The organism is Paenibacillus sp. MMO-177 (genome assembly GCF_037147795.1).
In the GTDB taxonomy this organism is placed as follows: domain Bacteria; phylum Bacillota; class Bacilli; order Paenibacillales; family Paenibacillaceae; genus Pristimantibacillus.
On sequence record NZ_JBBCUR010000003.1, the window covers coordinates 121,335 to 145,879 of the forward strand.

The 24,545-nt window shown below is 50.5% G+C and carries 24 protein-coding genes and 1 pseudogene; 4 read left to right on the forward strand and 21 right to left on the reverse strand.

Going from position 1 to position 24,545, the window contains the following annotated elements; translation table 11 throughout:
• Positions 1-68: 68 nt before the first annotated feature.
• The 8 genes from WFK81_RS11675 to WFK81_RS11710 all read right to left on the reverse strand — a co-directional run bounded on the left by WFK81_RS11675 (position 69) and on the right by WFK81_RS11710 (position 4,762).
• Positions 69-1,049: a metallophosphoesterase family protein gene (locus tag WFK81_RS11675; RefSeq protein WP_336786600.1), complete on the reverse strand. Its 981-nt coding sequence runs from the start codon at positions 1,047-1,049 to the stop codon at positions 69-71.
• On the reverse strand, positions 1,039-1,446 hold the full coding sequence (locus WFK81_RS11680) for a hypothetical protein (RefSeq protein WP_336786601.1): 408 nt from the start codon (positions 1,444-1,446) through the stop codon (positions 1,039-1,041). The genes WFK81_RS11675 and WFK81_RS11680 overlap by 11 nt, the downstream gene beginning before the upstream one ends.
• A 31-nt stretch (positions 1,447-1,477) precedes the next feature.
• Positions 1,478-2,119, reverse strand: coding sequence for a chromosome partitioning protein ParA (locus tag WFK81_RS11685; protein WP_336786602.1), 642 nt, complete (start codon positions 2,117-2,119; stop codon positions 1,478-1,480).
• Entirely contained in the window at positions 2,107-2,325 is a 219-nt protein-coding gene (locus WFK81_RS11690) for a hypothetical protein (RefSeq protein WP_336786603.1), read from the reverse strand. The genes WFK81_RS11685 and WFK81_RS11690 overlap by 13 nt, the downstream gene beginning before the upstream one ends.
• A complete protein-coding gene (locus tag WFK81_RS11695; protein WP_336786604.1) occupies positions 2,322-2,555 on the reverse strand; it encodes a hypothetical protein in 234 nt (77 codons plus the stop codon). The genes WFK81_RS11690 and WFK81_RS11695 overlap by 4 nt, the downstream gene beginning before the upstream one ends.
• A 21-nt stretch (positions 2,556-2,576) precedes the next feature.
• Positions 2,577-4,016 carry an AAA family ATPase gene (locus WFK81_RS11700; RefSeq protein ID WP_336786605.1) on the reverse strand — a complete coding sequence of 480 codons (1,440 nt, stop codon included), beginning with the start codon at positions 4,014-4,016 and terminating at the stop codon, positions 2,577-2,579.
• A gap of 91 nt (positions 4,017-4,107) precedes the next feature.
• Entirely contained in the window at positions 4,108-4,296 is a 189-nt protein-coding gene (locus WFK81_RS11705; RefSeq protein WP_336786606.1) for a hypothetical protein, read from the reverse strand.
• Positions 4,297-4,546: 250 nt separating this feature from the next.
• Positions 4,547-4,762 carry a hypothetical protein gene (locus WFK81_RS11710; protein ID WP_336786607.1) on the reverse strand — a complete coding sequence of 72 codons (216 nt, stop codon included), beginning with the start codon at positions 4,760-4,762 and terminating at the stop codon, positions 4,547-4,549.
• Between the two features lie 183 nt (positions 4,763-4,945).
• Here WFK81_RS11710 and WFK81_RS11715 point away from each other — a divergent pair, with 183 nt between their 5' ends.
• Together WFK81_RS11715 and WFK81_RS11720 are read left to right on the forward strand one after the other, a co-directional pair.
• Positions 4,946-5,758 (forward strand): LexA family protein, encoded by an 813-nt coding sequence (locus tag WFK81_RS11715; protein WP_336786608.1) that lies wholly within the window; start codon positions 4,946-4,948, stop codon positions 5,756-5,758.
• A gap of 11 nt (positions 5,759-5,769) precedes the next feature.
• On the forward strand, positions 5,770-7,404 hold the full coding sequence (locus tag WFK81_RS11720) for a recombinase family protein (RefSeq protein WP_336786609.1): 1,635 nt from the start codon (positions 5,770-5,772) through the stop codon (positions 7,402-7,404).
• Between the two features lie 45 nt (positions 7,405-7,449).
• On the opposite strand, the pseudogene WFK81_RS11725 reads toward WFK81_RS11720, so the two are convergent.
• The 4 genes and pseudogenes from WFK81_RS11725 to metH form a co-directional block, all read right to left on the reverse strand.
• Positions 7,450-9,267: pseudogene (locus tag WFK81_RS11725) on the reverse strand (DEAD/DEAH box helicase); the annotation flags it as partial.
• A 155-nt stretch (positions 9,268-9,422) separates the two neighbouring features.
• The gene (locus tag WFK81_RS11730; protein ID WP_336786610.1) at positions 9,423-10,394 is read right to left on the reverse strand and encodes a metal-dependent hydrolase; all 972 of its coding nucleotides are present in this window, start codon (positions 10,392-10,394) and stop codon (positions 9,423-9,425) included.
• 100 nt (positions 10,395-10,494) lie between these two features.
• Positions 10,495-11,424 (reverse strand): ribonuclease Z, encoded by a 930-nt coding sequence (rnz, locus tag WFK81_RS11735; protein ID WP_336786611.1) that lies wholly within the window; start codon positions 11,422-11,424, stop codon positions 10,495-10,497.
• A gap of 101 nt (positions 11,425-11,525) precedes the next feature.
• Positions 11,526-14,972, reverse strand: a complete 3,447-nt coding sequence (gene metH / locus WFK81_RS11740) for a methionine synthase (protein ID WP_336786612.1) — start codon at positions 14,970-14,972, stop codon at positions 11,526-11,528.
• A gap of 146 nt (positions 14,973-15,118) precedes the next feature.
• Between metH and WFK81_RS11745 the strand changes: the two genes are divergently transcribed.
• A complete protein-coding gene (locus tag WFK81_RS11745; protein WP_336786613.1) occupies positions 15,119-15,658 on the forward strand; it encodes a 1,2-dihydroxy-3-keto-5-methylthiopentene dioxygenase in 540 nt (179 codons plus the stop codon).
• A gap of 55 nt (positions 15,659-15,713) precedes the next feature.
• Here WFK81_RS11745 and WFK81_RS11750 read toward each other — a convergent pair whose 3' ends face one another.
• From WFK81_RS11750 to WFK81_RS11765, 4 genes are all read right to left on the reverse strand, one after another.
• Positions 15,714-16,502 (reverse strand): HAD family hydrolase, encoded by a 789-nt coding sequence (locus WFK81_RS11750; RefSeq protein WP_336786614.1) that lies wholly within the window; start codon positions 16,500-16,502, stop codon positions 15,714-15,716.
• A 27-nt stretch (positions 16,503-16,529) separates the two neighbouring features.
• Complete coding sequence (locus tag WFK81_RS11755; protein ID WP_336786615.1) at positions 16,530-17,039, reverse strand: hypothetical protein; 510 nt, start codon at positions 17,037-17,039, stop codon at positions 16,530-16,532.
• Positions 17,040-17,117: 78 nt separating this feature from the next.
• Complete coding sequence (locus tag WFK81_RS11760) at positions 17,118-17,306, reverse strand: DUF896 domain-containing protein (protein ID WP_336786616.1); 189 nt, start codon at positions 17,304-17,306, stop codon at positions 17,118-17,120.
• A gap of 151 nt (positions 17,307-17,457) precedes the next feature.
• A complete protein-coding gene (locus WFK81_RS11765; protein ID WP_336786617.1) occupies positions 17,458-17,820 on the reverse strand; it encodes a LysM peptidoglycan-binding domain-containing protein in 363 nt (120 codons plus the stop codon).
• 169 nt (positions 17,821-17,989) lie between these two features.
• Between WFK81_RS11765 and lexA the strand changes: the two genes are divergently transcribed.
• Positions 17,990-18,610, forward strand: a complete 621-nt coding sequence (gene lexA, locus WFK81_RS11770; protein WP_127491293.1) for a transcriptional repressor LexA — start codon at positions 17,990-17,992, stop codon at positions 18,608-18,610.
• A gap of 357 nt (positions 18,611-18,967) precedes the next feature.
• On the opposite strand, the gene glnA is transcribed toward lexA, so the two are convergent.
• The 5 genes from glnA to WFK81_RS11795 all read right to left on the reverse strand — a co-directional run bounded on the left by glnA (position 18,968) and on the right by WFK81_RS11795 (position 24,500).
• Positions 18,968-20,296 carry a type I glutamate--ammonia ligase gene (glnA, locus tag WFK81_RS11775; RefSeq protein ID WP_336786618.1) on the reverse strand — a complete coding sequence of 443 codons (1,329 nt, stop codon included), beginning with the start codon at positions 20,294-20,296 and terminating at the stop codon, positions 18,968-18,970.
• Between the two features lie 88 nt (positions 20,297-20,384).
• Positions 20,385-20,795 (reverse strand): MerR family transcriptional regulator, encoded by a 411-nt coding sequence (locus WFK81_RS11780; protein ID WP_015844216.1) that lies wholly within the window; start codon positions 20,793-20,795, stop codon positions 20,385-20,387.
• 77 nt (positions 20,796-20,872) lie between these two features.
• Complete coding sequence (locus tag WFK81_RS11785; RefSeq protein WP_336786619.1) at positions 20,873-22,165, reverse strand: methionine gamma-lyase family protein; 1,293 nt, start codon at positions 22,163-22,165, stop codon at positions 20,873-20,875.
• 42 nt (positions 22,166-22,207) lie between these two features.
• The gene (gene hflX / locus WFK81_RS11790) at positions 22,208-23,497 is read right to left on the reverse strand and encodes a GTPase HflX (protein ID WP_336786620.1); all 1,290 of its coding nucleotides are present in this window, start codon (positions 23,495-23,497) and stop codon (positions 22,208-22,210) included.
• Between the two features lie 22 nt (positions 23,498-23,519).
• Positions 23,520-24,500, reverse strand: a complete 981-nt coding sequence (locus tag WFK81_RS11795) for an AAA family ATPase (RefSeq protein ID WP_336786621.1) — start codon at positions 24,498-24,500, stop codon at positions 23,520-23,522.
• Positions 24,501-24,545 lie beyond the last annotated feature (45 nt).

A 24,545-nucleotide genomic window follows, 5' to 3' on the forward strand; every position in this document is an offset into this window, starting at 1 on the left:
GGCGTCATGGGTTCAACATGGCCGCAATGGTCGCAGGCTACCATTTCCTGCTGTTGTACGTCGTCCATTTAACCCCCCAGCCGCGCGGCTTCTATCTTTTCAAGGGCCAGCCGTACGACTTCCGGGGCCAGCCCTTCCTTTTCCGCGACAGCTTCTACGATTTGGTTAATGTCCAGGCGTACCCGGTCGCCGCTGGCTGTCTGAATTAGCGCGGCGAAGTTTTCCATAGCGTACTGGCGCTGCTGGTCTTTCTCGATGCGGCTACGGTCTAAGACGTCCGGGCCTGGCGCTGCACATTGCAGCGGTATAAGTTCGATACGGCCCTGGCCGCCTTCGATGGTAATAAGCGCTACCTGGATAGGGCGGCTTATTTCGGTCTGTGAAGCTGCCAGGCGGGTAAGGCTGCCGGGGTTACAAAAGGTAACGCCGTCGGATCTCCTATAAATTCCGTACCCGGTATGGTCATGCCCAGTAAATACCATGTTCGCAGAAGTCTTTACTTCTTGAACCAGTGTAAAGCGGTCGAATGGCGGCGTATGGTCTAGTAGCATCCCATGCGCTATGTGCAGGTGGTACGCGCCGGGTATTTCGACTTCCGGGCTGTAGCCGTATCCGTCGCGGTCGATATTACCGCTATACGGTGTGAAGGTTACGGCGACGTCGGGTACGGCCCCTGGGCCGAATAGTACGGGCCTGGCCGGGTCGTTTACTACGTGTAGCTGTGGTACGATTCGTTCCAGCAGCCGCAGGCTGGTATTCCCAAAGGCCGCGACGTTATAGCCCGGTATATCGTGATTGCCTGCCGTTGTGTATATAGGGGCCGGTGCTTCGCTAAAAACGTCGGCGGCGTCGTTCAGTACGCTATTTGCAACGTCGGGAAGGTCGAAGGTATCGCCCGGCTGTAAGAAGGCGTCTACCTGGTGCTGCTTCCCCAGCTGCCATATCTCCCGCAGCTTCGCCTTCCAGGCTTCCGGGTAGCTGTCCGTTCGGTTCCGGGGATTCGTCCCGCGTATGTGCGGGTCGCCAAAGTATAGAAATTTAATGGACATTCGGGGTATCCCCTTCGTCGCCCCGACGTCTGCGGGTTGTGATTTCCCCGGTTTCCGTATTGATTGTATAAGAGCGGTGATGTTTCGTTATTGCCAGTTCTTCATAGACACGCTGCCATAGTGCTTTGCTTTCCGCTTCGTACTTCGCGTCGTTTGCTTTGTCCAGAGCGTCGATTTCTTCCTGGCGCTTATGCGTTTCTTCTTCCGTTACTTCGCCCAGCAAATAAGCGCGGCGTCCGTCCAGTACCTTCTGTTCCAGGTCAAGCGCAGCCAGCGCTTCGGCTTTCTTGTGGGCCATAAAGTCGGCACGCAGCTGCTGGCTGATTACGCCTACGTGCAGCTGGTTTTTATCGTCAGCGGCTTCTGCCGCATTTTTCAATTCGCAAATAATACACATGGTTTGTATGCTCCCTTCGGGCCTGGCCCGGTTAAATGTTTTTTACTTCGGATTCTTCGCGGCTGTTCAGCGTCACCCGTAGGCCCTTATCTGCTACGGCTGCCAGCGCTTCGTTATGCGTGATAAGGATTATCTGCCGCCCCAGCTGTTCGCTATACTGCTTTAGGAAGTAAGCGACATTAGCCGAATATTCTGCGCTTATGTGCTTACCTACTTCGTCCATTAGCAGCGGGCCTTCGATTGCTTCCAGTTCGGCTATTCCCAGCCGCAGGCCTAGCGTAATGACGTCTACGTACCCGCCGCCGTTGTCGTAGTCAGGCGGCTTCAACTGGGTTCGTACGCCATTACGGGTTAACCAGTATTCGGCGACTGGCTGCGCGCCTTTGACGTCCAGTGCGATTTCGAAGGCGAATTCGTTGCCGGGGAAGACTACCAGCAGCAGTTGGGTAACAATGTCTTCAATACGGCCCTTTGCCTGCTGCCGGGCGTAGTCGCTTGTCTTTTGCAGCAGGATTTGTACCAGGTCGTACTGGCCCAGCTTATTTGCGGCTTCCAGGCTTCGCAGCTGCGCCTGGTCGCGGTCGGCTATAAGAAGGTCCCGCTGGCCGATTTTTGCAGCCAGTTTTTCGCGGGCCGTTCGTACGCTTTGTTTCGCAGCGTTTAATCTATACATTTGCTAACCCCCCAGTTCTGAATTTCTTCGAAGCAGTCGGGGCAGAAGCAGGATACGACATAAGTACCCTTTACGATTACGATTTCTTTGTACGGGTATTCCAGCCCTGTACCAGAAGGGCGTAACTTACCCCGGCTGCAATAGTTACAGGTAGAAGAAGCTTCGGTATGCTTCGCTTCTTCTACCGTCATACGTTTGACAATCATACGTTAGGAATTAGGCCTTCAACTTTAGATAATTCGGCGTCGATTTGGGCTTCCAGGGCTGCGATTTCTGCCTGGGCAGTTTCCGGTGTTACGTTCAGTTCGGCCAGCTTCGCGGTTACTTCGGCCTGCTGTCGTTCCGCTGCTGCCTTTTCAGTCTTTGCGATTGTTTCGGCTGTTTTAGCCTTTTGGATTCTCGCTTTTGCCAGTTCAATACGTTGTTTAGCGTCCATATATATACGTCCCTTCGAATGTTAGTGAGTATGGGCTACGGCTTGTTCGCATAGCGGGCATATGCCCCCGGTTGCGTTCCATGCTTCGGCCAGTTCTTTTTCGGCTGCCGCCAGTTCATTCGCTGCGCGCGTTTCCGACACCGCCGCGCTGTCTAGCGTCTGCGTTTTAATTTTATAAAGGGTATAAAGTTCCCGAAGCTGTGCCAGGCGTACCAGGTTTGCTTCTGTGCCGCTTATTTTGGTTTCGGCTTCTGCTATTCCTTGAAGGCTGGCGATAAGCCCCTGGTAGCGGCCTATGCTGGCTGTCGCGGTATTGTAATCCCCCAGCAGCTGCCGTATTTCGGCGATTCGCCCATAGCTTCGTTCTGCCGCTTCTAGCGCATTTAAAGCTACGTCCAGGTCTTTCGTGCTGGTAATTACTTCCGTCGCCCTCTTTACATCGGCTTCGTATTTGTTATACTGTTCGGTAAGATTACTAAGGCTGGCCCGACGATTTTCTGCGGCTTCTGCTTCTGATAGCAGCCATTCGCAGGCGTCAAGTCCTGCCAAGTCACTAAGGCGTTGGGTAAGGTTCTCTACTGTGGCGGTAGCCCTTCCCCATTGCGAGTATAAGTCCAGTAAGCGGTCATACCGTTGCTGGGCTTTTTCTATTTCTGCCAGGTCATCTTCCAGCGCTGGAATATTCGCCAGCTTATCCAGCGTAGCAATTGCTTCGCTTATATCCTGGTTAATACCATTCAGCAGCGTTACCAGCGTTTCGATTTTCGTCTTCTTACCTAGCGCGTCGTCTATCTCTTGCAGCAGCCAGTCGCAAGCGTCCAACTGGCGGCCTATTTCTTCAAGGCCTTCGAATGCTACAAGCTGTTCGACTTTTCTTTCGTACTCTTTATCGGCGGCCTGCTTTTCGTTTCTGGCTGCATATGTATCCTTTGCCGTCGATTTTATAGCGCCGTCTACTGCTTCCGTCCCGGCTAGCTTACCCAGCACCTTCGCCCCTGCGCTGCCTGGTTCACTTATTAGGAATGGCGCGGCCAGCTGATAAGCAAAGTGTAAGTCTACTTCGAAGTCGCCGAAGCGGCTGCTTTTAATTCCCAGGGCTTCCTTAACCGCTTCGGGTACTTCGGCCTTTTCGAAAGGTTCGTCATACAGGGGCTTTACCCAGTATTTCGTTTTTCCCTTCCTGCGGGTTTTCGTTATCGTTACGCCGTTGTCCAGTTCGACTTCTACCCCAGCTTCTTCTGCCTGGCGTTTAATCGTTACGCCGTCTGTCTCGTAAACCGTATGCAGGAAGTCGTCGCCCGAAGGTTCGCCTTTTGCCAGCCAGCGTATCGCCCGGATTGTACCGGCTGTCTTTCCTGCCCCCGATGGCCCCGTAAATACATTCAAGCCGTCTACCAGGTCATACTTCCCGGCTACCCACGATTGGAAGCCCCATACTTTAACGCTTATGATTTTTGCCATTAGCCGCCTGCCCCCTGTACCAGCAGCAGCTGCGCCAGGTAAGCCCTAGCCGCCGCCCGGCCCCGAAGTAACGGGCTACGTACTACGAAGATTACGTGCATACCGCTTCCCCCCTTTCGATTCCCGCAGCGACTTCGCCGCTTAACTTGAAGCTGTTACCCAGTACCGCTTCGCATGCCCCGGCAGCATCTTTACCGCTTGCCGCTTCTACGTATATGGCCTGCATTTCCTCTACGTCCCGCATTTGGGCCGCGTGTAGTCGTTTCATTCGGTCGTCCATTGTCGTTCTCACCCCCTTTCAAGCTAGCCGCGATTAGCTGGCCGCTGCTATCATTTGCAAAGCGTCATTCCATAAGTGCGTAATGGGTTTTGTGCCTTTCCCCCAGGCCGTCAATAACTCTAGCGCCCCGGTCGGGTTCGTTTCGGCTAGTTCGGCTAACTTAACAGGTAGGTACGCCATTTTATGCACTAATTCGACATTAATCGGGAAACCGTTGTTTGCATTGTGCATTTTTTAGCACCGCCTTTCCCTATACCTTTTTTACGATAAATTCTTCGAACGGCAATTTATTTTCTTCACAATAGGTATGCAACTTGCCAAGCATTACCGGGCCTGCCTTGCTGTCAGTGTTCAATACTTTGTGCAGGTGCGAAGGCTGTACGCCCAGCATTCTAGCCAATAAACGGAATTTTCCTTGCGCTGCATCTTCCATCAATTGCCATAGTCTTTTCTTGTTCAATTCCATTGCAGATAACACCCCCTTTCAAACCATTATCTACAGATAACACTTTCCGTGCTTCAAATAATACTCCCAAACGTTATCTACAGTCAACAGGAATTTCGACAAAATATTAAAATGTTGCCTGTAGAGAACACTTGCGATATAATGACAATCAGAAATTACCTAAAGGAGCGTAAGTGAAACCATATGTTTAACAAGGAACGTTTTTCAGAATTACTTAAATTAGCGCAAGGCAATAGAACACTAAATGAATATGCCCGCCAGGCCGAAGTTTCGAATTCGTATATCTCGAACCTTATGAATTGCAAAAAGGACACGCCCCCAGAAGCAAAGACAATAAAGAAGCTTGCCGACGCCGCGCATAACGAAGTAACGTACGCGGATATGCTGGACGCAGTAGGATTACTTACCCCCGATTTAAAATCAAAATTAGACCGGCTTTCTACTTTAAAGGGGTTAAGTGAAGAATTCAAGAAGACCGAACATGACATATACCAGGCAAACCGCGACATTGCAAAAGCGAACGACTTAGTTAAAGAAGCTCAAGCCGAATACGATAACGCAGTAGAACTTGAAAAGATGGGCGCGAAAACAGTAGCTAATTTTATCCGAGTACCTCTCCTGGGCCATATTGCAGCTGGTCTGCCTATTTTTGCATCGGAAAACATAATCGAATGGGAATATGTCCCGGATACGTTTGGGGCTGTGGAAGGCGAAGTCTTCTCCCTAATCGTTAAGGGCGATAGTATGACTGGTTCCCGGATTTACGAAGGTGACAAAGTTGTAGTACGAATCCAACCCGAAGTAGCCGACGGAGAAATAGCCGTCATTAATGTTGACGGCGAAAACGCTACGCTTAAAAGGGTCAAGCATGTAGAAGGTAAGGTGTTATTACTGTCCGACAATCCTAAATACTCCCCTATCCTTGTCAATAGTGAAAACGCCCGGATATGCGGAAAAGTAATTCAAGTCCTATTTGACCCTAATAGAAAATATTAAGGGGGCTTCTTATGCAATCCGTAGCAGATATTCAGGAAATAGCAGATTACTTTACCCAACAGAAGTCAGTTTTTTATTACAAGCAAGTTCCAGCCGGTAAAAAAATTCGCGTCTTAATTTACATCAGGGTATCGACAAAAATGCAGGAAACCCGTTTTTCCTTGAAAGGCCAGATACAGGAATTAATCAGCTACGCGGAATCTATGGGCTGGGTCATAATCGGCATTTACCGCGACGTCGATTCTGGCGGCAAGCTGGATAAAGCAGGCCTTACGCAGCTGCTGGACGACGTAGACGACGATAAAGGCGACGTAGTTTTATGTATTGACCAGGATAGAATATCCCGCCTGGATACGGTTAGCTGGGAATATCTAAAAAGCCAGTTGCGCGAAAACAGTGTTAAGCTGGCCGAACCGGGAAAGCTTACCGACTTGGCAGACGAAGACGACGAATTTTTCGCCGACTTAAAAAACCTGTTTGCCCGAAGGGAAAAAAAGAAGATTGTTAAACGCATGATGCGGGGTAAGCGGCAACGTACCCGTGAAGGCAAGGGCTGGGGAAAAGCTGCCTGGGAATACAATTATGATAAAAATACCGGTGCCTACAGCGTTAACGAAAAGCATGCCTGGATTATCCCCTTTATCGATAATCTGTATTTAGGGGAAGAAGGTTTAAGCGACTCTGCAATAGCCGAACGACTAAATGATATTACGAAGACGCCTACAGGAAAGGACTGGCACGAACAGCATATACGGCAGCGCCTTACTTCAAAAATGTATCATGGTGTCCTGGAAAAGAATTTCGGAAACGGCGAAACCATAACAGTAAAGGACGTCTACCCGCAGCTGCGAACAGAAGAAACCTGGCTAAAAATCCAGGCGAAGCGAAAATCGAAGTACCAGCGCCGCGCGCCGGTCTACCCGCACATACTGCGCGAAATTGAAACGACTTGCGGCCATTGCGGTAAGAAGCTGTCACTTAAACAAAGTGGCACGAAGAATAACATACACTACTATTTCCAGCACGGTACAGAATACAAAGCGACTTACTCAAACGACTGCGGGCTGTCCATAAATTCCATTCGCATAGAATTTAATTTCGTCAAGGCCTTGAAGGATATTTTACGAAGCGAAGAAACCGCGAAGCGCTATATTCAGTTCGACTACGGGCAAACGGATATAGACAAGCTTTCCCGCGAAATTGACGCGACGAACAAACTGCTACAGGCGGTACAAGGAAAGTTAGATAGTCTACTGGATTTGTACCTGGACGGCAGTTTTTCTAAAGACGTCCTAAACTCTAAAAAAGACGGCCTGGAAAAAGAACGCGATTTACACAATACTACTTTGCGCCAGCTGGAAGCGAAGCGGTCGTCGTTAGCAAATAACCAGTTCAACTATTCGACGGTCTATAAGTACCTGGCAGTCGCCGAACGATTCGAAGTCATGCTAACCGAAAATGAAAAAATGGAGATGGTCGGGACGTTATTTCCTAGCGGGGTTTTGTACGAAGATCGGTACGTACTACAGGGGAATATGGCGGGCGTTATGTTCGAAGCCATAATACCAGTCGCAGAAAATCCATTCGAATTTATGAACCATCCAGGAAAGAAAAAAACCCGTCAAGCCAGACAGGACGCGGATTAGCTGCATTTAGGGCGGTATTAAAATTTATGCTGCCCTGCATGGGTCTGTACTATAGTTTATTTTCTTGAAAATCGTCGGGATCATCGTAACCGCCACATCCCCTTGATGAACGGCGCCGCAGCCGGAGATTCTGGACTTGTCGATCTCCAGAACCTTCAGATTCACCGCGAGATTGGCGTCCGTATAGTACTCGACATCCACCTCGCGCACATAGGCTTTCTTATGGTCCCAGTCCAGCTTCTCGACCTGATACTGCACCCCTTCGTGCAGGTAAATAGCTTCGTCATGAAGAAGCGTCATCGCGCTGAACCGGTCCATCTCGCCAATAATTCGAACATCGGCCACACTCGTTTGATCAACGATCACGACATTCTCCTGCGATGCGGAACGCAGGCTGATTTCGCTTGCCGGGAAGGCCTGGTTCGCCCAATAGAACGTGTCGCCGCTTCTATGCAGCACTCGTTCCTCCTGAAGGTATTCCAGAATCTCGCTGATCTCAAGCGGCCCGAATTCCTCCGTATTCTTGAATGGCAGCTCGTATGCCGCGCAGCGGACATGATCGACGAGAATAATCAGGTTCTCGGGATTAATCCTCGCGGATTCCGGATTTCGGTCGAAGAAATATTCCGGATTCTGGACGATATACTGGTCGATTGGCGTGGAGCTGGCCACCATCAGAATAAGCGCTTCGCCATGCCTTCTTCCGGCCCGTCCCGCCTGCTGCCAGGTGCTCGCCACGCTGCCCGGATATCCGGTCATTACGCAGACTTGAAGCTGGCCGATATCTACGCCAAGCTCCAGGGCATTGGTGCTTACGACGCCAAGAATTTCGCCTTCCCTGAGACCCTTCTCGATCTCCCTGCGCTGCTTCGGCAAGTAACCGCCGCGGTATCCCCGGATCGATTTCGTGCCGATTTCATTCTTGACCAGCTCTTGAATGTGACTGAGGATGATCTCTACTCTCACGCGGCTGCGGGCAAATACGATCGTCTGAATCTTGTTCTTCAGGAATTCCTTCGCCAAATGGTTCACTTCAACGGTCGCGCTTTTCCGGATGTTCAGCGGCACATTAACGATTGGAGGGTTATAGAAGACAAAATGCTTCCGGCCTCTAGGAGCGCCGTTATCGTCAATCAGCCGCATCGGGCTGCCGGTCAGCTGCTCCGCCAACTCCTTCGGATTCGCAATGGTTGCCGACGTGCAAATAAAGGTCGGATTGCTTCCGTAAAACTTGCAGATGCGCTTCAGCCTGCGAATGACATTGGCGACATGGCTGCCAAATACGCCGCGGTAGGTGTGCAGCTCGTCAATGACGATATATTTCAAATTCTCGAACAGGCTGACCCATTTCGTATGGTGAGGCAAGATGGCGGAATGAAGCATGTCGGGATTCGTTATAACGATATGGCCGGCCTTTCGGACGATCTGGCGGATCGTCGGCGAAGTGTCGCCGTCGTAAGTGTAACTCTTGATGTCGATTCCCATCTCGCTTATGATCTCGTTCAGCTCGCTCTTCTGGTCCTGCGCCAGCGCTTTGGTCGGGAACAAATACAACGCGCGGCTTGTATCGTCCTTGGCAATCGCTTGGAGAACGGGCAGGTTATAGCATAATGTCTTGCCGGATGCCGTTGGCGTTACCGCGACGATGTTTTCTCCTTTGGAAGCAAGCCGGAAAGCCGTTCCCTGATGGGTGTAAAGCTCGGAAATGCCGCGCTTCTGCAGAGCCTCCCGGATACGGGGATCAACACTGTCGTCGAACGGCGTGGTTTTGGCCTCCTGCGGCTCCATTTCATGCCAATTCACTATATTTTCATTTGAGCGTAATTCCTCAATTAATTCAGGCAAAGTTTTCTTTTTGAACATAAACGTTCGTCACCTCTCGATACCAACAGTTTAGCGAATATTTGTTCGATTGGCTAGAGGATTCAAGGAAGACATATTTTGGTGATCGCAAGGTGAAACGGCTGGATTCTTAGAATTCAAAAAAAACCCGCCCCTTGAAAGGGACGGGCATTAATTTATACATGAGGCGCTTCCCAGGAGCGTTTGCTCCATCCGACATGATGGCCAAGCACCTTCATGTCCCGGTCCAGTTGAACGTCAACGCCAAACGCCATTCGATTGTCCCGCCAGAACCGGACGTCTTTCCAGGATACCTCGTAGCCGTCTTGTTTTTCCTCGACCTGCAGATGCACCTGGTCGGCAAAACCGAGGAATGCTTTTACCCCGTCAGCCTCCAATGCGGCTTTTACGGCAGGAACATGTTCGCTTGGCTCATATTTGACCACCGTGGATTCCAGACGGATCCGGCTTCCGGTTACGGTGCCTGCGCGATAGCAATCCCCGCAGTCGGCCGTAAACTGCCAGCTCCTGCCCGACATGCTGGGTACAAGCGTTATGGCCGCGACCCTGCCAAGATGTAGCTTAAGCCTTCTTTTGATCCGCCAGCGCAGCCGAAGACGTATGGCGATATAGATGATGGTGGCGGCATAAATACAGGCAAACATCGGACCCGGCGGGAATACGCCAAATATCCAGCACAGCAACCCAATTGCATGAGCTCCGAATAAATAAGGATCAAACAGACAAATAGCATCCAAATGCCACCATTTCCTGGAGAACGGCCGGAGACATTGAACGCCGTAGGTGTTGAACAGATCCAGAACAATATGAAAGCATACCGCGGCAAGCGTCCATAGCATAACCAAAAGAACATGATCCAGCACACCAAACATCCAAGCGAAAGTCCCGCCTATCGCGGCGGCCCACACAAGCGGAGCAGGTACGGAGTGCGTAATCCCCCGGTGGTTCCTAATGTAGGCTGCTTGGCCCTTCAACCTTGCAAAAACGTCGAAATCCGGCGCATGGCTGCCCAGCACCGTTCCGGCTAGAACCGCATAGCCGATCTCCGGATGAACCGATATAACCGGATCCAGCATGGCAAGACCGCCAAGTGTTGCGCCAAACAGCAAATGACTTCCCGTATCCACCTGACCTCATCTCCTTAGCCGTAGATTTAAGGCCAGCATAATACGGGAGCATTAACGGATTATTTTCGAAGCGTGTTGATTTTGTAAGGAAACTGGAATGCTACTCTTTGGCGCGTGGAATCTCCGTATTATAAAGGTCATGAGCGGCATAGGATTCCGGAAAAATCGTCCTTGCCTCCTCTTCAAGCCCCGCAAGATCCTCATCGACAAACCTTGTGCTGAAATGCGTCATGATCAGCTTTTTGGCATTGGCATCCCGCGCGGTAGTTGCCGCTTCAACGGTCGTAGAATGACCGTACAGATGGGCTTTCTCTTCCTGACCGGCCGCGAAGGTGGCTTCGTGCACGAGCAAATCGGCGTTCCGAGCCAATCTTAAGGCATTGTCGCAAGGCTTTGTATCGCCCGCGATCGTGATAATTCTGCCGCATAGCGGTTTTCCCGCAACGTCTGCCGCACGGATCTGCGTTCCGTCGGGCAGCGTAATATCTTCCCCTTTTTTCAGCCGTCCGAATAAAGGTCCTGCCGGAACGCCTAGCTGCGCAAGACGCTCGACATTCAATTTCCCCGGGCTCTCGCATTCCGTTATCCGGTAGCCAAAGCAAGGAACGCGATGCTCCAGCGGCAGCGCTTCAACCGTGTATCGCTCCGTCTTATACACGATCCCTTCGGACACTTCGTGGTAAGTAATTTCATAATCGATCCGGGTACTGCTTAACGTAAGCGCTGTCTCAATCATCTCGCGGATACCCGGAGGACCAAACAGCTGCAGCGGACCGTTGCCGCCAACGTAGGACCGGGTGCTGAGAAGCCCCGGAATCCCGTATGTATGATCGCCATGCAGATGGGTAACAAACAGCGCCTCAAGCTTGTTCAGCTTCAGCGGCGTATGCATTAATTGATGCTGGGTCCCTTCGCCCGCGTCGAACATCCATAACGAACAGTCCGGATCCGGCAGCCTGAGTGCGATGGACGTTACATTCCGATGCTTCATCGGGCGGCCTGCGCCTGTTCCAAGAAACCATATTTCCATTATGCTGCCACCTCCAGATCACCATAGGAATAGGATGAAAGCCCCCGCTTGCCGCGGCTGGTTGGTCGACCAGCCATCGCTTACGGAGGCTTAGCTTGCATCTATCGTTCTACTTTTTCAACGTTGAAGTATTGCGCTTCCGGATGGGCGAATACCATCGCGGATACGGATGCTTCCGGCTCCATCATGAAGCCCTCCGTCAATTCCACGCCGATATCTTCCGGCTTCATCAGCTCGAAGAGCGGCCCTTGGTCTTCCAGGTTCGGACATGCCGGATAACCGAAAGATACGCGAATGCCTTGATAACGCGCGCCAAAGCGCTGCTTCATCGTCATCGACGCCGGATCCGGGTACCCCCAAATATCGCGCATCATATGATGGACGCGCTCCGCCATTGCTTCGGCTACCTCCAGGGCCACCGATTGCAAAGCATGCGAGCGAAGATAATCGCCTTTTTCCTTCCACTCGTTTGCCAATTCGCGTACGCCTTGACCGGCTGTAACGACGAGGAAACCGACGTAATCCATTACTCCGCTATCCACCGGCTTAAGATAATCCGCCAGGCAAAGGAATGGCTCTACCTGCTGGCGCGGGAACGTAAACCGCTTGATCTCCTTCTTATGATCCTGAGGATCATAGATGATGATATCATTGCCGGACGATTGCGCCGGGAAGAACCGGTACATGCCATGCGCCTTAATAATACCGTTTGTTGTGCCTTCCTGCAAAATTCCGTCAACGGTTTCTTTCAGCTGCACGGCCTTCTCGTTGCCTTCCTGGAGAAGGTTATCCACATTGCCTTTAAGACCGAGGTGATGACCAAGCAGCATCTGCATGTTCACATAAGGAATGATATGCGGAATCGGAACGTCACGCAAAATATGTCTGTCCGTGTCCGGCGGGATATAGACCGGCGCATCCACCGAGATTTTGGAGCGTTCCACCCGGGTAAGCTGCGGCTGAGGTTTTTTCTCCTCTTCCGCTTCACCGCCGGACTCTTTGTAAATCCGCAATTCCTCTTCCATTTTGCCGCGATGCTCTTTATCCATCAGCTTGTTCGCAAGATCAAGACCGTCCATCGCATCCTTCGCGTATAACGTCAAACCGTCGTATTCGGGGCCGATTCTCGTCTTCGTGAATTTGCGCGTAAGAGCTGCGCCGCCTACCATGATTGGAGCGGAAATACCCGCGTTACGCATATCCTGTGCGGTTACGACCATCTGTTGGGCGGATTTAACGAGCAGACCGGATAAACCGATAATGTCGGCATTTTCCTTGCGCTGCGCTTCAATCAGCTGTTCAGGCGGTACTTTGATGCCCAGGTTGATAATTTTGTAACCGTTGTTCGACAAAATAATTTCGACAAGGTTTTTGCCGATGTCATGAACATCGCCTTTAACCGTAGCCAGAATGATCTTGCCTTTCACGGAGGTTTCATTCTTTTCCATGAACTGTTCCAGATGAGCTACCGATGCCTTCATTACCTCGGCGCTTTGCAGCACCTCCGCTACGATGAGCTCGTTATTGTTGAACAGACGCCCTACTTCTTCCATCCCTCGCATCAACGGTCCGTTGATTACTTCGAGCGCCGTATATTTCTTGAGCGCCTCGTCTAGGTCGGGAATAAGTCCTTCCTTCGTGCCTTCCACGATGTAAGAAGCAAGACGTTCCTCCAGAGAAAGATTCGATACCTTCTCCTTCTTCACGACTTTCTTCTCGCGGAATGCCGCAACGAACGCAGCAAGCGTATCGTCATTCGTGTTATAGATCAGATCTTCCGCCAGCTTGCGCTCTTCCTCCGGAATGGAAGCATACCGCTCCAGTTTTTCCGTATTTACGATCGCATAATCCAGGCCGGCTTTTGTACAGTGATACAAGTAAACCGAGTTCAGTACCTCGCGGCCCGCGTCAGGCAGACCAAACGAGATATTGCTCAGACCCAGAATCGTCTTTGCTTTCGGGAACCTCTCCTTAATCATCCGGATCCCTTCGATTGTCTCGACTGCCGATCCGATATACTGCGGGTCACCGGAGCCAACCGGAAACATGTTCGGGTCAAAAATGATGTCTTCCGGATTCATTCCGTATTTATTTACCAAGAGGTTATAAGAGCGTTCGGCCACTTCCATCTTCGCTTCGCGGGACACCGCCTGCCCCCGCTCGTCGATCAGAATCATAACTACGGCTGCCCCGTATTGATGGATCAGCGGCAGGATCTTCTCGAACTTCGATTCGCCGTCCTCCAGGTTAATCGAGTTGATGATGGCTTTACCCTGCGAATACTTCAGACCCAGCTCGATGATATGATCGTACGTGGAATCGAGCATTAACGGCACTTTAATCTTCTTCACGACCTGCGGCAGGAACTCATGAACCGCATAGGCTTCGTCAATATCCGTATCCTGCAGGTTAATATCAATAATGTGAGCGCCGCCTTTAACCTGGGAACGCGCAATTTCCGAAGCCTCGTCGAACTTGCCTTCTTTAATCAAACGTTTGAACTTCCGGGAACCGGAAATATTGGTCCGTTCGCCAATCATAATCGGACGGTTATCGTCTTCGATAAATACCGTATCAATACCAGACACAGCTGCCGGATGAGTACCGTACTGCGTACGAGGCGCATAATTCGCCATCGTATCATGCAAAGCTTTAATGTGCGCAGGAGTTGTTCCGCAGCAGCCGCCCGCAATGTTAAGCCAGCCCTGCTCGGCAAATGCCGACATTTTTCGCGCAAGAGATTCGGGAGATTCATGATAATGACCGTTCTCGTCAGGAAGTCCCGCGTTTGGATAGCAGCTGACAGCCGCATCGGCAATTTCGCTGAGCGAACGGATATGGTCGCGCATGAACTCCGGTCCCGTCGCGCAGTTCAGTCCGATCGAAATCGGTTTCAGGTGTTCCAAGGAAATATAGAAGGATTCAATGGATTGACCGGCGAGCGTAGTGCCCATCGGCTCAATCGTACCCGAAATCATAATCGGGAGCTCACGGTTCATCGTTTCAAATGCCTTGCGGATCCCGATGCTTCCCGCTTTTACGTTTAAGGTATCCTGCGATGTCTCCAGCAGAATTGCATCTACGTTGCCTTCGATTAAAGCAAGGGTTTGTTCATAATAGCTGTCTACAAGTTCGTCAAAGGTAACGCCGCCGGTTACGGACAGCGTTTTTGTCGTTGGCCCCAAAGCGCCGGCTACATACCGAGGGCGGTCAGGAGTCGAGAATTTATCCGCCGCGTCTCTTGCCAGCTTGGCAGCGGCAAGGTTAATTTCGCGTGCTTTTTCCGGAATGTCATATTCCGCCAATACGACGCTGGTCGCGCCAAACGTGTTGGTTTCCAAAATATCGGCGCCGGCTTCCAGGTACTTCTCGTGGATCGTCGAAATAACATCCGGACGCGTTAATACGAGCATTTCGTTACAGCCGTCAAGCTCTTCTCCGCCAAAATCATCAGCAGTCAGATCCGCCTGCTGAATCATTGTTCCCATCGCTCCGTCAAGGATGAGTATCCGCTGCTGCATCAATTCTTGTATGGTCGGTTTCAACAAATTTCGTACACCCTTCCTCCGAAAATCATTAACAAATAGTGTAACAGAATAGCCGCACTCTGAAAAGGCAGTCCATCGACATTTGACTACATTTGCTATATAATTGGACTTATCAGTTAATTTCTATAGGGAAAGAGGGATTGAGAATGGCTGAAATCCGCATTCGCAATACTAATGAACGCATTTCTGGAGAACAGAACGTTCGTGAATTTTTAGACAAACAAGAAGTTCTTTATGAACATTGGGATGCAACTAAACTCCCTGCGCACCTTCAAGAGAAGTTTGTTCTTTCCGATGAAGAGAAAGCAGAAGTTCTGTCCACTTTCAATGCTGATATTACGGATCTTGCCGCTCGCCGCGGTTACAAAACTTGGGACATCATTACATTATCCGATGCCACTCCAAACCTTGATGAACTGTTGAAGAAATTCGAATCCGTTCATACCCATACAGAAGATGAAGTTCGCGCGATTACAGCCGGCAAAGGCATCTTTGTTATCAAAGGTACCGAAGAAGTTGGTTATTTCGATGTTGAACTCGAAGCAGGCGACGTTATCTCCGTTCCCGAGAGAATCCCTCACTTCTTTACTTTGATGGATAACCGCCAAATCGTAGCCGTACGTCTGTTTATCGAAACAGAAGGCTGGATTGCACATCCGTTCGAAGACCCTGCTTTCGTTAAATAAGTTTAAAAAAAGCCCCTCGTTCCATCTCCGATGGCGAGGGGCTTTGTCATGTCCACTATTGCTCGAGGAGCAAAAGCAGCTCTTCCAAATGAGCAATTTCGTGCGAAGGAATGATTTCGTCATTGCGCACCGCGCCATGACGGTTCACCCATACGGATGTCATGCCAACCGTATTCGCACCAAGAATATCGGTAGTCAGCTTGTCGCCGACCATAATGCCATGTTCCGGTTCGATCCCGAGCCGTTCCATCGCATGACGGAAGATGGAAGCGGCAGGCTTGCCCTCACCATACTCGCCGGAGATAATGATGTGATCAAAGTAAGGAGTAAGTTCAGGAACGCCGGCAAGCTTCTCGCGCTGCAGATCCGGGGATCCGTTTGTGAGCAGGAGCAGCTTATATTTTCCTTTGAGCGCATCCAGCACGCGGAACGTTTCATCATAGACAAGCGGACGTTTGCGGCGTTCTGCAGGGAACTGCTCTGCCAGCTTAGCGCCCAGCTCTTCGTTTTCAACGCCAAGTGCGCGCAGGCCGCGTGTCCAAGCTTCCTTGCGGTAGCCCGGCGCGAGCTGCTCCAGCTTGCGGAACTCTTCCTGCTCGCCTTCACGGAAATTCGCCCAGAGCCCTTCAAACGGGTTAATTCCGATCATCTTCGTGAACGGGAACGTCTCATAGGATTCATAAAGTGCACGAGCTTCTTTGCGCACGGCTTCTTCAAGCTGCTCCGGATCAACACCGGCAGCTTCCGCTCCGGCTTGGCATGTTGCTTCAAATGCTTCTTTTACGCTGCGGTCATCCCACAGCAGCGTATCGTCAAGATCAAATAGAACCGCTTGCTTCCCCATAATTCGCATAACTCTCCTACTCTTCTTCTATTTTTGTTCAAAGGGCAAATTGTGTGTTTTGGCGAAATCCTGCAGCCTTCTTCCGATCTCATCCGTTGGGTAACGGTTGAGCAGCCGCGAGAATACCCAGTTTGCGCCCTTTTGCTGCATAATGACAACAGCACCGTTTTGAACGCTGATCCCTTTAATGTTGGATACATGCAGCTGCTTGTCCCCCGTCATTTTGCGGGTCTGGATATAATCCTTGCCGATTGAAATGTACGGACGGCGCAAGAAGAAAATAAGCGCCAGGAAAATGTAGCAGCCGATTGTTACCCAGAACATAGACGTAGGCTCAAAGGACGGATCCGTAGTCACGAAAACCGTATACATACTGATCAGCAGAATAAGCACAATCGGGAATATGTAGTTGCGGCCGGTAAACCGGTCTACCTTGGGCGCTGTTGAAGTGCCGATCTGCGATACGCCATGCTTTTTACGCGCTTTGTTAATTTGGTTCGTATTTTTGCGCACTTTGCGCTCCCACGTTCGTGACAAGCTTATTCCTCCTATTGTATATTGCAGGCGCCGTTCATGGAACGGCGCCAACGCTAGCTATATGGTTGCATTACATGATTAATGAGCGACATCGTTTGGATCGCCGTCTACAATCTCGATGGAATCCAATTGCTGGCGGAAATTTCTTTTGAAATTTTCCAAGTATTTCTGGCGCAACACGGCACGTTCCGCAATTTCTTCGTCAGTCAAACCTACCGTTTTATTTTTACGGGATAATTCATTAATACGCGCGATGACTTCTTCCACTGCCTTCACCTCATTTGCTTGTTACTCAGCCTTCTTACCTATTTTGACTTTTATCGCGAGCAATTGTCAAGGCAATGATAGAAGAATAACAAAAGGACAGATAATTTCGAACATCCTGTGTCCGAATTACCTGTCCTTGCGTTTGAAATGGCTATTGAGGAATAATTAATACCTGCCCTGGCCGTAGCTCCACCGAGCTTAATTGGTTGCGTTCCTTAATTTTGTATATGTATTGTCTAATATCCTTGGAGCCCTCGGTAAAACGATCAGCAATCCCCCACAACGTATCTCCTGCCGTTACGATAACCGTCTGCTCACTCGCTGTAGCCTCTTGAATATGATCAGACGATGCATTCGTGCGCATCATGAGAAAGCTTGTAAAGAGAAGTACGAACACTGCAGCACACATAACAAGTTTAAAAGCATGGCGTTGAACATGTTGTCCCCGCGACTTGAACGATTTAGCAGTTTCTTCCTTATGGATACTTTTATAAAAAGACGGATTCATGATCATTATTATCGCTCCCCGAACGTTTGTTCTGTTTTCTTATGTCCTTAGAATAACACGAACAAATGTTTGTAGTCAACAAAAAATGCGAACTTTTGTTTTCAAGAACTTATGTTTGTACGAACTCCGGTTCTATGCTATAATTTTCTTCAAATATTATATTGGAGTGATTCACGTGTCTAAGATTTCGAACCGCCAACAGTCGATTCTTGAGTTTATTAAGAATGAGGTTCGGGACAAAGGATATCCGCCTTCTGTTCGCGAAATCGGCGAAGCGGTTGGCCTGGCGTCCAGCTCCACCGTTCACGGCCATCTGGATCGGCTTGAGAAGAAAGGCCTGATCAGACGAGATCCAACGAAACCTCGGGCGATCGAAATTTTGGATCAAGACGGTGTAGACGGCATTATCCTCCCCGCTGTGGCGCAGGTGCCTATCGTCGGCAAAGTAACGGCAGGCGTGCCGATTACCGCAACTGAGAATATTGAAGAGTACTTCCCGTTATCCGCGCACTTCGTAGGAGACGATGAAGTATTTATCCTGAATGTCATTGGCGACAGCATGATTGAAGCCGGTATACATAACGGCGACTATGTAATTGTCCGCCAGCAGCAGACCGCCAACAACGGCGATATCGTAGTAGCCATGACGGAAGATGACGAAGCGACGGTGAAGACCTTCTACAAAGAGAAGGATCATATCCGCCTCCAGCCTGAGAATTCTACCATGGAGCCGATCCGTTTGAACAATGTCACCATCCTAGGTAAAGTAGTTGGCTTGTTCCGTGATTTCCACTAACTTAATGACATAAAAGAGGCTGTTCCCGCTAATCCGATTTCGCATTCGGTTAGGGAGAACAGCCTCTTTTTTACCTGATTGTGGTATTATCAAATTACTTAATCTGTTTTGTGATAAGGTGGTTACCTTATTTGTAAGACTTCTGTTCCTCCTCTTTATCCCCTTCAATCTTATCGTCTAAATCATTCTTGCGAACGTTATTCCCGTAAGTCCCCCATCGTTATACAGAAGATAGATTTTAAATAGGGGGGCGAATGGGGGGCATTTTGTGGGCACTCCCCTCTGTCCACGAAAAAAACTAGAAATGCCCACAAAAGAAAAATCCCCGGACGCTTAGAGCGCCAAGGGATTTCCTTCTTAGTACAGCGTCAGATACTGATCGCGTTCCCATTGATGAACTTGTGTTTTATACATGTCCCATTCAATTTCTTTCAGTTCGTAGAAATGGGCAAGAGCATGTTCGCCAAGCGCATCGCAGATAACGTCGCTGCGGAGCATTTCGTCGAGCGCTTCCTTCAGGTCGGAAGGAAGGCTTGGCACGCCGGATTCCAGGCGCTCTTCTTCGGTCATGATGTAGATGTTGCGATCTACCGGTGCCGGAAGCGAAGTTTTGTTCTTGATGCCGTCGAGACCGGCTTTCAGCATTACGGCAAGAGCCAGGTAAGGGTTAGCAGCCGGATCCGGGTTACGCACCTCGATACGAGTGCTAAGACCGCGGGATGCCGGGATACGGATCATTGGCGAACGGTTGCTCGCCGACCAAGCTACGTAGCAAGGCGCTTCATAACCGGGAACCATCCGTTTGTACGAGTTGATCGTAGGGTTCGTGATAGCCGCCATCGCGCGCGCGTGCTCCAGAATACCCGCCATGTAGTATCGTGCGGTTTGGCTAAGGCCGAGACGATCCTTCTCGTCGTAAAATACGTTTGTGCTGCCTTGGAAGAGCGATTGGTGGCAGTGCATGCCGGAACCGTTCACGCCAAACAGCGGTTTCGGCATGAAGGTAGCATGAAGGCCATGCTGTCGGGCAATCGTCTTAACAACAAGCTTAAACGTTTGAATTTGGTCTGCGGCTTTGATCGCATCCGCATATTTGAAGTCGATTTCGTGCTGGCCGGGAGCTACCTCATGGTGGGATGCTTCAATCTCGAAGCCCATTTCCTCCAGCGTCAGTACGATTTCACGGCGGCAGTTCTCGCCCATGTCCATTGGCGCTAGGTCGAAATATCCGCCTTGGTCATTCAGCTCGGTAGTGGGCTCGCCTCGTTCGTCCGTCTTGAACAGGAAGAATTCCGGTTCCGGACCAACGTTCATCGCCGTAAAGCCCATTTCTTCCGCTTCTTGCAGCGCACGCTTCAGAATACCGCGCGGATCGCCTGCAAACGGAGTTCCGTCAGGCATATAAATATCGCAGATCAGACGGGCAACGCGGTCTTGCGCAACCCATGGGAATACAACCCAAGTATCCAGATCAGGGTATAAATACATGTCAGATTCTTCGATACGAACGTAACCTTCAATGGAAGATCCGTCAAACATCATCTTATTATCCAATGCTTTATCCAGCTGGCTAACCGGAATTTCTACGTTTTTGATCGTACCAAGCAAATCGGTAAATTGAAGACGGATGAATCGAACGTTCTGTTCCTCCGCAATGCGTTTAATATCCTCTTTTGTGTAGCTCACAGCATTCATCTCCTTCAAAAGAATTGTGAAGCAATTCTTACTTCGAAAGCATACGCTTTACCTTGTTCCATTCATTAACCGGGACATGCTAACGCTTGTTCAAGAAACGGGATAACTGCCCTTGAATAAGCGAAGCCTGGCCAGGACGTTTCTCCAGCAATTGCTGCTTGAGAAGGCGGTGCAGCTGCGCGTCGGACAGCTCCTTGCGCTTCACTTCAGATTGCTCGCTTACGATGGTTGCGTCGTCGGATTCTTTTGAAACCGGATTCATGACCTGCTTTATGCCGGCAATGTTTACGCCTTTTTCGATCAATGCCTTAATTTCCAATAACCGCTCTACGTCATTAAAAGAGAACAGTCGCTGGTTGCCCGCCGTTCTGGCGGGAACAATCAATTCATGCTGCTCATAATAACGAATTTGACGCGCCGTTAGATCCGTCAGCTTCATTACGATACCGATCGGAAATAAGGCCATGTTTCTACGAATATCGTCACCCATGTCGCATCAACCTTCCAGTCGCTCATTTATACTCATATCATAACGCCCTACCAAAAACGTGTCAAGGTGTGTTAGGTTTAATTACGTTTAATTGTGATAAGTCCGTTCTTTATGAGTCGACGTAACGCTGTGAGCACACCAAACTTCGCATGGGCAAACGTCAAACCGCCTTGCATATAAGCGATATAAGGCTCGCGGATCGGTGCATCGGCAGACAATTCAAGACTTCCGCCCTGAATAAAGGTTCCCGCCGCCATAATAACCGGATGCTCATAACCCGGCATGTCCCATGGCTCGGGCACAACATGCGAATCTACCGCGGCAGCCTGTTGAATGCCTTGTACAAAGGCAATGAGCTGCTCCGCTCCGCCGAATCGGACAGCCTGTATTAGGTCTGTACGCGGCTCGGACCAATGAGGTTTCGTCTCAAAGCCAAGCTGCTCGAACATCGCCGAAGCAAATACGCTTCCTTTAACGGCTTGTCCAACCAGATGCGGCGCCAGAAACAAGCCCTGATAAATACCTCGCAGCGTGTCCAGCATCGCGCCGACTTCGCCGCCGATGCCAGGAGCTGTGAGACGGAAAGCAGCTTGCTCGACAGCAGCCGCGGTGCCAACGATATATCCTCCGGTCGAAGCAAGACCGCCTCCCGGATTTTTAATAAGCGAGCCCGCCATAAGATCCACCCCAACCTGGGTTGGCTCGCGAAGCTCGGTAAATTCCCCGTAGCAGTTATCGACAAAAACAAGCACATCCGGCTTGATCTGCTTCACGCGCTGAACCATATCGCCAATCTCGGCAACGGTAAAAGACGCTCTCCAGCTGTAGCCCCTCGAACGCTGAATGCCGATGACTCTCGTCCGCTCGTTTATGCTTCCTTCAATTGCGGCCCAATCGAGACTTCCGTCCTCGTTCAGGTCCACTTCGTTATAACGAACTCCCCAGTCTTGCAGGGAACCCGTACCGTCTCCAGGCTTGCCGATCACCTTGTGCAGCGTATCGTAGGGTTTGCCGGTTATGTACAGCAGTTCATCGCCCGGCCGGAGCACGCCAAATAACGCGCACCCGATGGTGTGCGTGCCGGATACGAAATGCGGCCGCACCAGAGCGGCTTCTGCTCCAAACACATCCGCATACACCAGATCAAGCACCTCACGCCCGCGGTCATTGTAGCCATAACCCGTCGAGCCGGTGAAATGAAAATCGCTGACCTGATGCCGTTGAAAAGCACGGATCACCTTCCACTGATTTTTTTCGGCAATGCGGTCAATGGAGCGAAGCTGGCCAGCAGCCAGCTCCTCCGCTTCATCCGCTAATTTCTCAAGTTCATTCCAAATGGATTCATAATCTTCTTGCTGTTGGTAACTCATGCTAAGCCTGTCTCTCCCTTAAGTTAACGTAACCCAATTCTATTATTCAATGTACGGCTGAAGCTTATAACCGTTTTGTTCATAAGCCTGACGGCTTACTTCCACGGTCAGACGCAAAGATTCGCCGTCCTCGCTCACTTCGTTGCCGACGACTTCACCGCTGCGGTAAGCAAGCGCAATCAGGTCGCCCCGATCGGCCGGCAGGGCAAATGTAACCGTGTCACCGGTCAATTTATCCTGGATTTTATTCCGCAACAGCTCGAGATCGTCTTTTTGAAAAGCGCTGATTACAAGCGTATCAACGCCCGGAGTCGGCAATTCCACATGATTTTCTCCACAGAGGTCTTTTTTATTATAGATCGTTAAGCTAGGTGTTCCCGCCGCTCCAAGATCGCCAAGAATTTGCTCTACGACGGACATCTGCTCCTCGCGCATAGGCGAGCTGCCGTCAACGACATGGAGCACCAAATCGGCCTCAAGCACTTCCTCAAGCGTCGCGCGGAATGCGGCAACAAGGTCATGCGGCAAGTTCTGAATAAAACCGACCGTATCCGTCAGAACAATCTCGCGGCCGTTTGGCAGCTCCATTGTGCGTGAGGTCGGATCGAGAGTGGCGAACAGCTGATTCTCCACATAGACGTCAGAGCTGGTCAACTCTCGAAGCAGCGTCGATTTCCCGGCATTCGTATAGCCTACGAGAGCAACCTGGATGACACCGGATTTTTTTCTTCTTTCCCGATGCAGATTCCGGTGGCGGACCACTTCATCCAGCTGCGCCTTCAGATCGGAAATCCGGCCTCTGATGTGCCGTCGGTCCGTCTCGAGCTTCGATTCACCGGGTCCTCTCGTTCCGATCCCGCCGCCAAGCCGCGACAGGTTCTTGCCGTGGCCAGACAAACGCGGCAGCAAATAGCTGAGCTGTGCCAGCTCAACTTGGATAATCCCTTCGCGGGTCTTGGCCCGTTGCGCGAAAATATCCAAAATAAGCTGCGTCCGGTCCACAATTTTGAGATCCAGCGTTTCTTCCAGATTCCGAACTTGAGCTCCGGACAGCTCCTGGTCAAATATAGCCGTTGTTGCTCCCAGCTCATCGGCAATCGCTCTTAATTCCTCAACCTTCCCCTTGCCGATAAACCATTTGGTATCGGGAGCTTCTTTATTTTGCACCATTGTAGTCAGCACTTCGGTTCCCGCCGTCTCGGCAAGCGCAACCAGCTCCTCGAGCGAATGCTCGGGATCGCTGATGCCCCGCTTAATATCAGGGGTAACCAAACTGACTAATACAGCGCGTTCCTGCATCGTTGTCGTCGTATTGAATGTTTTTTCTCGCATGTTTGCTCCTTTTAGAGTGGAGTTATTTCGCTTCCCATTTGAAGTCCTCCGGCTTGATCGCCATCAGCTCCTGTTTCGGAGGGATGCTGTTGGAATATTGGTTCAGCAGCCTCACAGCCTGGTAACGGATGGATTTCTCAATAATGTTCCGCACATACCTGGCGTTGCTAAAAGAGAAAATATCGCTCATCTTCTCTTGAATCAAATGCTGCCTTAACTTAAATATGGACTGCGGCATCAAATTATAGTCCCGATCCTTCGCCATAAGCTCGGAAATTTGAATTAATTGGTCTATCGTATAATCGGGAAAATCGATTTGGATCGGGAACCGGGAAGGAAGTCCGGGATTCGTCAGCAGAAAATGATCGATCTCCGCCGGATATCCCGCGAGGATCAACACAAACTGATTGCGATGATCTTCCATCGCTTTTACAAGCGTATCAATGGCCTCTTTGCCGAAATCCTTCTCTCCGCCGCGCGCAAGGCTGTACGCTTCGTCCACGAAGAGAACGCCGCCAATCGCCTTGCGTACCATATCCCGCGTTTTCTGTGCCGTATGCCCGATATATTCGCCAACCAGATCAGCCCGCTCCACTTCGATCAAATGCCCCTTCGAGAGCACTCCCATCTTCTGGAACAGCTTCGCCACAATTCTGGCGATGGTTGTCTTGCCGGTCCCCGGGTTCCCTTTAAAGATCATATGGTAGACATGGGAACCGCCGGACAAACCTGCCTCCGAACGCATGCGGGTTATATATAAAAGCGCATAGACTTCATAAATAAGAGCCTTCACGTTGTCCATGCCAACCATCGGCTCAAGCTCTTTCTGAATCTCGGCAAAATGGTCTCCCGGCGGGAGCGGCTTGACGGCCGGCAGAGGTTCATTGTCGACTACAGGCGCAGAAGCCGTCATTTGGACCGGTTCCTGGCTTCTCAACACCACATTAATTTGACGGGACGGCCTTGCTCCGTTATTCGATCCCGACATGACATGTCCGCTCATCTATTGCATCACCTATCCTTCGCACCGTCACTAGCGTTCGGCATG

Excerpts from the sequence above, each read along its gene's own strand:
- WFK81_RS11675 (WP_336786600.1), bottom strand. The coding sequence starts at position 1,049 with ATGTCCATTAAATTTCTATACTTTGGCGACCCGCACATACGCGGGACG.
- WFK81_RS11680 (WP_336786601.1), bottom strand. The coding sequence starts at position 1,446 with ATGTGTATTATTTGCGAATTGAAAAATGCGGCAGAAGCCGCTGACGAT.
- WFK81_RS11685 (WP_336786602.1), bottom strand. The coding sequence starts at position 2,119 with ATGTATAGATTAAACGCTGCGAAACAAAGCGTACGAACGGCCCGCGAA.
- WFK81_RS11690 (WP_336786603.1), bottom strand. The coding sequence starts at position 2,325 with ATGATTGTCAAACGTATGACGGTAGAAGAAGCGAAGCATACCGAAGCT.
- WFK81_RS11695 (WP_336786604.1), bottom strand. The coding sequence starts at position 2,555 with ATGGACGCTAAACAACGTATTGAACTGGCAAAAGCGAGAATCCAAAAG.
- WFK81_RS11700 (WP_336786605.1), bottom strand. The coding sequence starts at position 4,016 with ATGGCAAAAATCATAAGCGTTAAAGTATGGGGCTTCCAATCGTGGGTA.
- WFK81_RS11705 (WP_336786606.1), bottom strand. The coding sequence starts at position 4,296 with ATGGACGACCGAATGAAACGACTACACGCGGCCCAAATGCGGGACGTA.
- WFK81_RS11710 (WP_336786607.1), bottom strand. The coding sequence starts at position 4,762 with ATGGAATTGAACAAGAAAAGACTATGGCAATTGATGGAAGATGCAGCG.
- WFK81_RS11715 (WP_336786608.1), top strand. The coding sequence starts at position 4,946 with ATGTTTAACAAGGAACGTTTTTCAGAATTACTTAAATTAGCGCAAGGC.
- WFK81_RS11720 (WP_336786609.1), top strand. The coding sequence starts at position 5,770 with ATGCAATCCGTAGCAGATATTCAGGAAATAGCAGATTACTTTACCCAA.
- rnz (WP_336786611.1), bottom strand. The coding sequence starts at position 11,424 with ATGGAAATATGGTTTCTTGGAACAGGCGCAGGCCGCCCGATGAAGCAT.
- WFK81_RS11745 (WP_336786613.1), top strand. The coding sequence starts at position 15,119 with ATGGCTGAAATCCGCATTCGCAATACTAATGAACGCATTTCTGGAGAA.
- WFK81_RS11750 (WP_336786614.1), bottom strand. The coding sequence starts at position 16,502 with ATGGGGAAGCAAGCGGTTCTATTTGATCTTGACGATACGCTGCTGTGG.
- WFK81_RS11765 (WP_336786617.1), bottom strand. The coding sequence starts at position 17,820 with ATGATCATGAATCCGTCTTTTTATAAAAGTATCCATAAGGAAGAAACT.
- WFK81_RS11780 (WP_015844216.1), bottom strand. The coding sequence starts at position 20,795 with ATGGGTGACGATATTCGTAGAAACATGGCCTTATTTCCGATCGGTATC.
- WFK81_RS11785 (WP_336786619.1), bottom strand. The coding sequence starts at position 22,165 with ATGAGTTACCAACAGCAAGAAGATTATGAATCCATTTGGAATGAACTT.
- hflX (WP_336786620.1), bottom strand. The coding sequence starts at position 23,497 with ATGCGAGAAAAAACATTCAATACGACGACAACGATGCAGGAACGCGCT.
- WFK81_RS11795 (WP_336786621.1), bottom strand. The coding sequence starts at position 24,500 with ATGAGCGGACATGTCATGTCGGGATCGAATAACGGAGCAAGGCCGTCC.